Origin of the sequence: uncultured Salegentibacter sp., from assembly GCF_963972535.1 — a bacterium.
Taxonomy (GTDB): domain Bacteria; phylum Bacteroidota; class Bacteroidia; order Flavobacteriales; family Flavobacteriaceae; genus Salegentibacter.
Genome location: NZ_CAXAVR010000113.1, coordinates 1 through 7,786 on the forward strand (window position 1 = coordinate 1; position 7,786 = coordinate 7,786).

Annotated in this window: 12 protein-coding genes; 1 reads left to right on the plus strand and 11 read right to left on the minus strand. The window is 35.2% G+C overall.

Going from position 1 to position 7,786, the window contains the following annotated elements; translation table 11 throughout:
* Positions 1-796: M20/M25/M40 family metallo-hydrolase (locus tag AACZ30_RS11560; RefSeq protein WP_339649492.1), on the minus strand; the 796-nt coding region annotated here is incomplete at its 3' end.
* Positions 797-932: 136 nt separating this feature from the next.
* Between AACZ30_RS11560 and AACZ30_RS11565 the strand changes: the two genes are divergently transcribed.
* Entirely contained in the window at positions 933-1,400 is a 468-nt protein-coding gene (locus tag AACZ30_RS11565; protein ID WP_075325162.1) for a CBS domain-containing protein, read from the plus strand.
* Positions 1,401-1,461: 61 nt separating this feature from the next.
* On the opposite strand, the gene AACZ30_RS11570 is transcribed toward AACZ30_RS11565, so the two are convergent.
* The 10 genes from AACZ30_RS11570 to AACZ30_RS11615 form a co-directional block, all read right to left on the minus strand.
* Entirely contained in the window at positions 1,462-1,887 is a 426-nt protein-coding gene (locus tag AACZ30_RS11570) for a putative quinol monooxygenase (RefSeq protein WP_339649494.1), read from the minus strand.
* Positions 1,888-1,946: 59 nt separating this feature from the next.
* Positions 1,947-2,294: a hypothetical protein gene (locus tag AACZ30_RS11575; RefSeq protein WP_075325161.1), complete on the minus strand. Its 348-nt coding sequence runs from the start codon at positions 2,292-2,294 to the stop codon at positions 1,947-1,949.
* 117 nt (positions 2,295-2,411) lie between these two features.
* A complete protein-coding gene (locus tag AACZ30_RS11580; protein ID WP_339649496.1) occupies positions 2,412-2,837 on the minus strand; it encodes a DUF4174 domain-containing protein in 426 nt (141 codons plus the stop codon).
* A gap of 22 nt (positions 2,838-2,859) precedes the next feature.
* On the minus strand, positions 2,860-3,477 hold the full coding sequence (locus tag AACZ30_RS11585; protein WP_339649498.1) for a DEAD/DEAH box helicase: 618 nt from the start codon (positions 3,475-3,477) through the stop codon (positions 2,860-2,862).
* Between the two features lie 142 nt (positions 3,478-3,619).
* Positions 3,620-3,985, minus strand: coding sequence for a cupin domain-containing protein (locus AACZ30_RS11590; protein WP_339649500.1), 366 nt, complete (start codon positions 3,983-3,985; stop codon positions 3,620-3,622).
* Positions 3,986-4,018: 33 nt separating this feature from the next.
* Positions 4,019-4,660, minus strand: coding sequence for a hypothetical protein (locus AACZ30_RS11595; RefSeq protein WP_339649502.1), 642 nt, complete (start codon positions 4,658-4,660; stop codon positions 4,019-4,021).
* Positions 4,661-4,740: 80 nt separating this feature from the next.
* Positions 4,741-5,937: a vWA domain-containing protein gene (locus AACZ30_RS11600; protein WP_339649504.1), complete on the minus strand. Its 1,197-nt coding sequence runs from the start codon at positions 5,935-5,937 to the stop codon at positions 4,741-4,743.
* A 67-nt stretch (positions 5,938-6,004) separates the two neighbouring features.
* Complete coding sequence (locus AACZ30_RS11605) at positions 6,005-6,619, minus strand: hypothetical protein (protein ID WP_075325156.1); 615 nt, start codon at positions 6,617-6,619, stop codon at positions 6,005-6,007.
* 100 nt (positions 6,620-6,719) lie between these two features.
* Entirely contained in the window at positions 6,720-7,124 is a 405-nt protein-coding gene (locus tag AACZ30_RS11610) for a hypothetical protein (RefSeq protein ID WP_093305644.1), read from the minus strand.
* A gap of 86 nt (positions 7,125-7,210) precedes the next feature.
* Entirely contained in the window at positions 7,211-7,774 is a 564-nt protein-coding gene (locus AACZ30_RS11615; protein WP_339649506.1) for a sugar O-acetyltransferase, read from the minus strand.
* Positions 7,775-7,786: the final 12 nt, after the last annotated feature.

Below are 7,786 nucleotides of genomic sequence, written 5' to 3' on the forward strand. Positions count from 1 at the left end.
GATCGTCTATAAATGCAAAATTATAACCCGGGATATTTCCCTGTTCCCTTAAAACAGTAAGATCGGTGTCGTTAGGCAGCATTTTATAAACGCTATAAACCAGCGAATTCGTAACTAGAAATTCTGGATTGGCTTCTTTGAAAGAATTAATAAGCCCTGCATTTCCAGAATTTGTTTCCAGGAACATAAAAGAATCGCCATCACTGCCGCGGGCTTCAAAATTAAGAGCAAGTTTGGCGTCTTTAGCCCAGGGATGATCTTTTATAAAAAGTTCGGCGCCATTTAAACCGAGTTCTTCGGCATCGGTAAACAGTATGATAATATCATTTTCGTGTTTCTTGTTTTCAGCTAGAAAAGCGCGGATTCCTTCTAAAATGGTTCCGACTCCGCTGCCGGCATCACTGGCACCGGGAGAAGAATGCGGATTACTGTCGTAATGCGTCATAAGCACCAAAGCTTCACCGTTTCCGTTGCCTTCTAAACGTGCTAAAATATTTTGAGGACGCACTAGCGTGCCGCTTTTAGTAAGCGTATAATCTTCGTGAGTTTGCGCCTGTAAGCCCATTTCCTGTAACTGGCCTACAATATAATTTCTTACGCGGCTATGAGCTTCAGTCCCTACATAATGTGGTTTCTGCGCAATCGCTTCCACGTGTTTAAAAGCGCGTTGGGTAGAAAAAGTGGTTTCAGGCGCATCTTTAGCTTCAATATTTTTTGGTTGGCTGCTGTAAAAGCTAAACCAAACTGCAATGGTAATAAAAATGAAAGAGAAAAAGCGAGGTATATTCTTCAGCATAATTCAGAAAAAAACAAAAGGTTTACAGGATTTAAAGATACTTAAGATTTTAAGGAATAGTAATACAGGAAAGCAGGCTTTCAGAATAATTAAATTTTACCTATATTTAAGTTATTAGTAATCAAAAATTTAAGTTATGGGTATTAAAAGTTTTCAGGGAAAAAGGGCGGAACCGGAGAAGCCGAAGAGCGCACCCATGTTGGTTAGAGATTATATGAGTACCTCACTGGTTACTTTTAAAGAACACGAGAATATTTTAGATGTTGCCGAAAAACTGACCAAACATAAAATATCTGGTGGGTGTGTGGTAGATGACAATAATAAACTAGTAGGTCTTATTTCTGAAGGAGATTGTATGAAACAAATTTCAGACAGCCAGTATTACAATATGCCCTTAGAAGATACTACTATTGGTAAGCGAATGACTTGTAATGTGGAAACCATAGACGGAAATATGAATGTTATGGATGCCGCAAAACTCTTTATTGAAAAGCGGTTTAGGCGTTTTCCAATTGTTGAACACGGCAAACTTATAGGGCAAATTAGCCAGAGTGATGTGCTTAGGGCAGCGGTGCGTCTAAAAAGTAATAATTGGGGAGATTAAGGACTTTGCTTAAACACGATAACCGAGATTTAAATCTTTGTGGTAAAAAGCTTGATTTTAATTATTCAAGCTTTTTAAAAATCTTCGACATTGTTTCAGCATCGATTGCTTCCATATCTATAAGTTTCAAGGATTCTACCATATTAAGTGTTGAAGATTTATATTCCTTGAAATGCGGTGTTTCTAGATGAGCTTTGTAGGCTTCATTATCTGCATATATTTCTAATATTCTTATCTCGGTAGGGTTTTCTTTTTGAAACATAGGGTAGATAGAAATAACGCCTGGTTCTAACCTAACAGAAGCTTCAGCTTCATATTTTAGAATTTTTATATACGCTTCGAGATACTGCTCTTCTATTTTAATTTCAGAAATCCTGATAAGCATTTCATCTGCTGTTGTAGTATTTTGCATCTTATTTTGAACGCCACAAGAGTAGGTTAGAAATATTAAGGCTAGAATTGTAAAAGTCGATTTTATAAATTTCATTTAGTATTAATTTTTGATCTAATCCCCTATTAGGAAATAAACTATGTTTTAGTGTGCGGTTAACTGCGTTTAACCAGGGCGTAAATTCCATTTTCTAGAGGAAGATATCCCTGGTCGTAAACAAAATAATACACTTTCCCGGTTTTGGTTGTATAGATGCTGGTAAAGTATTCAAAATTGAAACCACGTGCGAGTAATTTATTTTTACTAATTGTGGTTTTTTCGTTTGGATTGAATTCTTCTAAAATGCGATAATTCTTGCGAAGCAGGTTATTTACATTTCTAACCAGGTTTTTCCTGTCTTTGTTGAGGTTGTTGTGATGTGCATTACGGCAATAATCGCTGCAGAATTTCTTATCTACGCGACCTACAATTTTTTCGCCACATTCCAAACAGGATTTTTGCATACAACTCGATAATCGAGGATTAAGTATTTTAAGACTTTCCTCGAAATTAAAATTTTGTTTTCACAATAAATATAAAGAAAAAGCTGAAGAATTGCTGAAATTGAGGTTTTTGTAGGCTTACCTGTTCTTTCTCATTTCAGATTGGCGCATGGGCATACTATCTATAGTGTTAAAAAGTTTTTCGGTAGAAAGTATTTCGGTTTCTTCCAGTTTTTTGCCGCCATCTAAACCAATAAGTAATACCTGGAATTCACTTTTTTTATCTTTATATTTTTGAAAAAGTTCATTTGAATTCTTCCAGTTTTCTTCTTTAAATCCAGTGCTATATGTTTCGGGTAGTATTTGGTAAACGACTAATTTTCTGTCGTCAAGCCCGTTTTTATGGTTTTGAAGTTGGATAAGTTGTTGCTGGAATTTTTCGTTTTTCTCTTCAGCAATAATCAAAATTAGGCGATCTTTCCATTGGTGTTTAGAAAGATCTTGCGCATTTAAACTCATAGCAAAAGAGGAAATTAAGATAAAACAACTTATAGATTTTAGCATATTCTAAAATACGAAAAATCTACTATACCTTTAGTCTAAGCATTTCGGCACGAGCCATAAAGGAATCTTTTAAGCGTTCAATTTTTGGATTCATCGTAGAGGCAAAAACCAGGTATTGGCATTTTGTGATATGCTGCGGAATTCTAATTAGATCGTTATAATCGCTGTTTTTGGTTAAAAATTCGGCGTCTTCTACCGCGAGCACTTTTAACTGACTTACATTGATGCCGGTAATTTTAAAAAGTTTAAATAGTTTTTTAGGGGTGGCGATAACGATATCTACCCCGTCGTAAATTTCATTTTTCTGTTTTTCTATATCGGGTGCATCAAAAGCGCTAAAGATTCTTAAATCCATATATCTAGTGAATTTGTTGAATTCTTCTTCCAGCGCCAGGGCAGCTTCTTTGTCTTGCACAAAAATAAGTGCACGGGGAGCATCTTCAAATGCCGCACTTTCTAATTTCTGAATCGTGCTAATTACGAGTGCCGTAGTTTTTCCCGAACCTTCAGGAGCAACGATAAAAAGATCCCGACCGCTTTTAATTTTGGGTAAAATTTGTTTCTGAAATGGAAGCGGACTTTCAATTTCCAGTCTTTCCAAAGCTTCTTTAAGCGGAATATTCAGTTTTTTAAAGGACATAAGATTTGTTTTAAAGCTTTTTATTAAATTTTCAAATTAGAAATTAAAAGCTTTTGAAGTTTGCAAAGATAGCTTTCCCAATAATTAAAGTGCTACAATCCTATTATTGCTTTTAGAAAATTTAGGAATAGGTGGGGAAACCTTAGATCCAGTCTGGGTTTTCGATGGTGAGTTTGTCTTTTACTTCGCCTGTATGTTTGGTGCTCGCGGGCTCAAAAAGTAAAATCCAGGCTTCCTCTACGGCCACGGGGTTATGTTCTACACCTCTTGGGACGATATACATTTCGCCTTCATTTAAACGAATAGTTTTATCACGAAATTCAATCTTTAGACTTCCTTTAATAACCAGGAACATTTCATCTTCCTCTTTATGATCGTGCCAAACAAATTCACCTTTTAATTTGGCTAATTTTACCTGTTGCCCATTGAGTTGGCCAATAATTTTAGGCGTCCAGTGTTCATTGAAAAGTGCGAATTTATCTTTTAAATTTACTTTCTCAGACTTCATAAGTATAGAATTGACTAATTAAAAATATGAAAATTACATTCGGTTTTTTATGAGCTGTGGTAATTTACCTTCAATGGGGAAACCTTTAATTCCTACTTTGTTTTTTAGGTAAGATTCGATTTCAGCATTATTCATATCGTAGGTTTCTTTGAGACCCTCAATAATTATTTTCAGGTAAAATTCGTGTGGGGAATTTATTTCATTTTTTAAATAATCTTCATTGGTAAAAGTGAAGATAGGACAGTTTTCATCTTCGCCCAGGTAAATAATTTTCCCATACCAGGAATTATTTTTCATATCCAGGCTACGATTTTTAATTACGTGTTGGAGATCTATATCAAAATCACCTTCAAATTTTATTTCCTGTTGTACCAAATCAATAAATTGCTGCTGGGTGATGAGGTACATTCTACCCAGGGTTTCTATATTTTTATCGAAGTCAGATTTTATAAATCCGGCACCACCACCACTCCAGGTTTTTGAGGATTTAGCGAAATAAAGTTCGCCATTTATAGTAATTCCCTTAGATTTTTCGGGTAGGGTTTTATTAGAGCAACCGGGATAAACGCGTTTGGCATTAGCAGGGCGACCGCCACCAATATAACAGCTAAAGCGTTCTTTTAATAAATTGGAACCATAACAGGCATACCAAACTTTGGGTTCTTCTTGTGGCATCTTTTTTCTACAAGAAAAGCTTTCTTATAGAGAATAACAACTTTAGCCTTCTAAGTAATTTCGTAAAAGTTTGGATTTAATTACTCAGCATACTTGGTAATTAATCTTATTAGTAATTCATTTAAAAATTCTACTTCATATTCACCTATAGAAGGTTCAATATGGTCATTGCCTATCCCGCTGTGATTGGTAATAAAAACATAAGTGCTATTGGTAGCCATGGAAAAGTAGCGCATCAGGAATTCGGTTTCTTTATCAATTCCGCTTGCAGTAACAGGTATAAGTTTAATTCCTTTTTCAGCTGCTTTTTTTATTGAATTTTGAATATCAGCAATAACCTGTTGATTATGATGTGGTGGGGCATCTAATATTAAGAAAGCCAAACGGGTGGGGGCGCTGGTAGACCATTGTAGCTCGTTTAATGTTGTATTTAAAGCGGTATGTACGGCTTCTGGAAAATCGCCACCACCATTTGCAGATTGGTTATTAATAAAACTTAAAGTGGTATTTATATCACTTGAAAAACCTGAATGTCTTACAAGGTATTCATCTTCAGTATCGCGGTAAAAAACCGAGGATGTGAAAATATCAAGATTAGAATTTGAATTTTCAACTTTTTGAATAATGCTCTTCAAGTCATCTTTTAGAAACTCTAACTCGTCTGCCATGGAGCCGGTAGCATCTACAATAAATGCAATTTCCACATTGGTTGGGACTACCTCGGTGTTTTTTATTTGAATCTCATTAATCCCCTGGCCAATTCCTTTTAAAGTAGTATTAATCTTTTCGCCATTTACCCATAGCGAATAATTGCTTAGACTGAAATTTGAGGAATTTTCAAAAGGATTTATCCATAACTCAGCCTTTCCATTATTATCAGATTTGGCAGACCAGGTTGTGTTAGCCTGTTCGTTTTTTAATTCTATAACGGCATCTATAACAGGCAGTGCACTCATATTTTGTATAGAAACTGAAATCCGGTTATTAAAGAAAAAATCCCAATGGTTTAGTTTTTCGGCAAAATCCTGGGTGTTTTTTAATTCAAGCCAAAAGTTCCAGTTTTCAAGGTCGTTCCATTCTCCTGCAGTTATCATACCAGAGGAATCGGAATCACCGTTCCCGTTGTCTGGTTCTCCAGTACCTTCAGAAGAAGCTCCATCAAAAGAATTTCTTACTGCTTCTCCCGTTTCCTCTGTTGATTCACTTAAAGAATCTTCGCTGCAGCCAATAGAGCAGAAAAGTATTAGAGCTAAGCATATTTTAATAAATTTCCCCATCTTATTTGAATTTAGTAGTTCTTTCTGTAATTAGATGCGAAAACATTAAAAAGGTTGCGTGGGGATGCTAATGAATTTTATATTTAATTCCTATTTGCATTAAAATGCTGACATCTTCCCCGCCAATTTGCCATTTATCGCTTTCTCTGAACGAACCTACAAGATCAGTCCAAAGTAAAGTGGGTTCTAATTGCAGGGCTAAATTGTTATTTAGCTTAGAACTAATAATTCCGGAAAAACTGACACTCATAAAATTACGATCAACTACTGGAGATAAATTAATTAAATCCTGTCTGAATTCCTGGTGGGTATAGCCAAAACCAAAGTTATAGCCAAAATTCCATTTGCTATTTTCTTTAAGGTGCTCTAACAGAATCATAGAAGTTAGTGAAGTAACATCGCCATCAATAGGTTCATTAGAACTTTTCCAATTTCTGCCTTCAATTGCGGAGTTTAAATATTGTAATTTAAGTTTAAGTCCGAAATAAGAATCAGGTTTCGAATATTTTAGATCAAGATATGAACTAAAGGGTAGCGAGTAATCAATATCAATATTATTATCGGCATTCTCAAACATATATGCTGAACCTGTTCCCAGTCCAAACCCGACTTCCAAATTTTGTGATTTCCCGTCAAGTGTAGCAACTAGAAAAAACAAGATAATTATTGTGATTTTTCTCATAAATTTTATTTGATAATTGAGATTTGAATGTTTTTAAGCTTGCTTTAGGAGCGTGCTCAGAAATAGTTTGCTAATTCTCCGCAGTAAGAATTTTACGGATTTAAAGAAAGCGGTAGCGTATCCCAAAACTCCCTCTAAGTATATCGGCATCAAATAGAATAGGAGCAGCTTCTATGTGAAAACCGAATTTTTTCTCGTTAAACGGGTAAAAGTTAAGTCCAACGGGTGCTACAAGTCCTTCAAAAGCGTTAACTCTATATCCCAGGCCCGCATAAAAATCGTAATTTTCTTTTTTCAGAAATTTATAGGTAATCACAGCTTCTACTGATAAATCTGAAATAAATTGATCGGTGCCCAGTCTTAATTCTGGAGTAAGGCGCTCATTTATATCGTAGCCTATACCAATAAAAGGAAGGTTAGATTGATGGTAGCTTACATTTAATTGACTATAAGAATTTGCTACGAAAAACACGGTGAAAGCTAAAAAGAGTGATTTTTTGTACATTCTATTTGATTGATGAATTTTATGGAATTATATTGAAAATGATGATTTTTTAATAATTATTACAATAATATATAAATTTTATAATTCTATTGATTATTATCTAATGTTTTAATGATTTTAGCCGGGTTTCCGCCCACCAGTACGTTTGGTGGAATATCTTTTACTACCACCGCTCCCGCTGCAATTACACTTCCATCGCCAATACTAACTCCCGGACAAATTATTGCACCGCCACCTATCCACACGCTATTGCCAATAGTAACCGGTTTGCCATGTTCTAAAAGTGAATCTCGAGTTTTGGCATCTAAGGGATGCGTTGCGGTATAAATGTGTACGTTGGGCGCTAAAAATACATTGTTTCCAATGTTTACTTCTACAACATCTAAAATGCAGCAATTAAAATTCATAAAAACCTGGTCGCCCATTTTTATGTTATATCCATAATCACAATAAAATGGAGGCTCTATCCATAGATCTTTACCTGCTTTTCCAAATAAGGAGTAGAAGAGCTTTATTCTTTCATCTGCTTTTTCTTCCCCTAACCTATTTGCTTTTTGAAATATGAGTCTTGCATTATACCTATCTTTTGCAATTTCTTTATCTGATGCCAGGTATAATTGGCCTGAAAGCATTTTTTCTTTTTCGGTCATGGTAAGTCTTAA

What these genes read in the sequence shown, in the direction of transcription:
- AACZ30_RS11615 (WP_339649506.1), bottom strand. Translation starts at nt 7,774, where the DNA reads ATGACCGAAAAAGAAAAAATGCTTTCAGGCCAATTATACCTGGCATCA.
- AACZ30_RS11565 (WP_075325162.1), top strand. Translation starts at nt 933, where the DNA reads ATGGGTATTAAAAGTTTTCAGGGAAAAAGGGCGGAACCGGAGAAGCCG.
- AACZ30_RS11610 (WP_093305644.1), bottom strand. Translation starts at nt 7,124, where the DNA reads ATGTACAAAAAATCACTCTTTTTAGCTTTCACCGTGTTTTTCGTAGCA.
- AACZ30_RS11590 (WP_339649500.1), bottom strand. Translation starts at nt 3,985, where the DNA reads ATGAAGTCTGAGAAAGTAAATTTAAAAGATAAATTCGCACTTTTCAAT.
- AACZ30_RS11575 (WP_075325161.1), bottom strand. Translation starts at nt 2,294, where the DNA reads ATGCAAAAATCCTGTTTGGAATGTGGCGAAAAAATTGTAGGTCGCGTA.
- AACZ30_RS11595 (WP_339649502.1), bottom strand. Translation starts at nt 4,660, where the DNA reads ATGCCACAAGAAGAACCCAAAGTTTGGTATGCCTGTTATGGTTCCAAT.
- AACZ30_RS11570 (WP_339649494.1), bottom strand. Translation starts at nt 1,887, where the DNA reads ATGAAATTTATAAAATCGACTTTTACAATTCTAGCCTTAATATTTCTA.
- AACZ30_RS11580 (WP_339649496.1), bottom strand. Translation starts at nt 2,837, where the DNA reads ATGCTAAAATCTATAAGTTGTTTTATCTTAATTTCCTCTTTTGCTATG.
- AACZ30_RS11600 (WP_339649504.1), bottom strand. Translation starts at nt 5,937, where the DNA reads ATGGGGAAATTTATTAAAATATGCTTAGCTCTAATACTTTTCTGCTCT.
- AACZ30_RS11605 (WP_075325156.1), bottom strand. Translation starts at nt 6,619, where the DNA reads ATGAGAAAAATCACAATAATTATCTTGTTTTTTCTAGTTGCTACACTT.
- AACZ30_RS11585 (WP_339649498.1), bottom strand. Translation starts at nt 3,477, where the DNA reads ATGTCCTTTAAAAAACTGAATATTCCGCTTAAAGAAGCTTTGGAAAGA.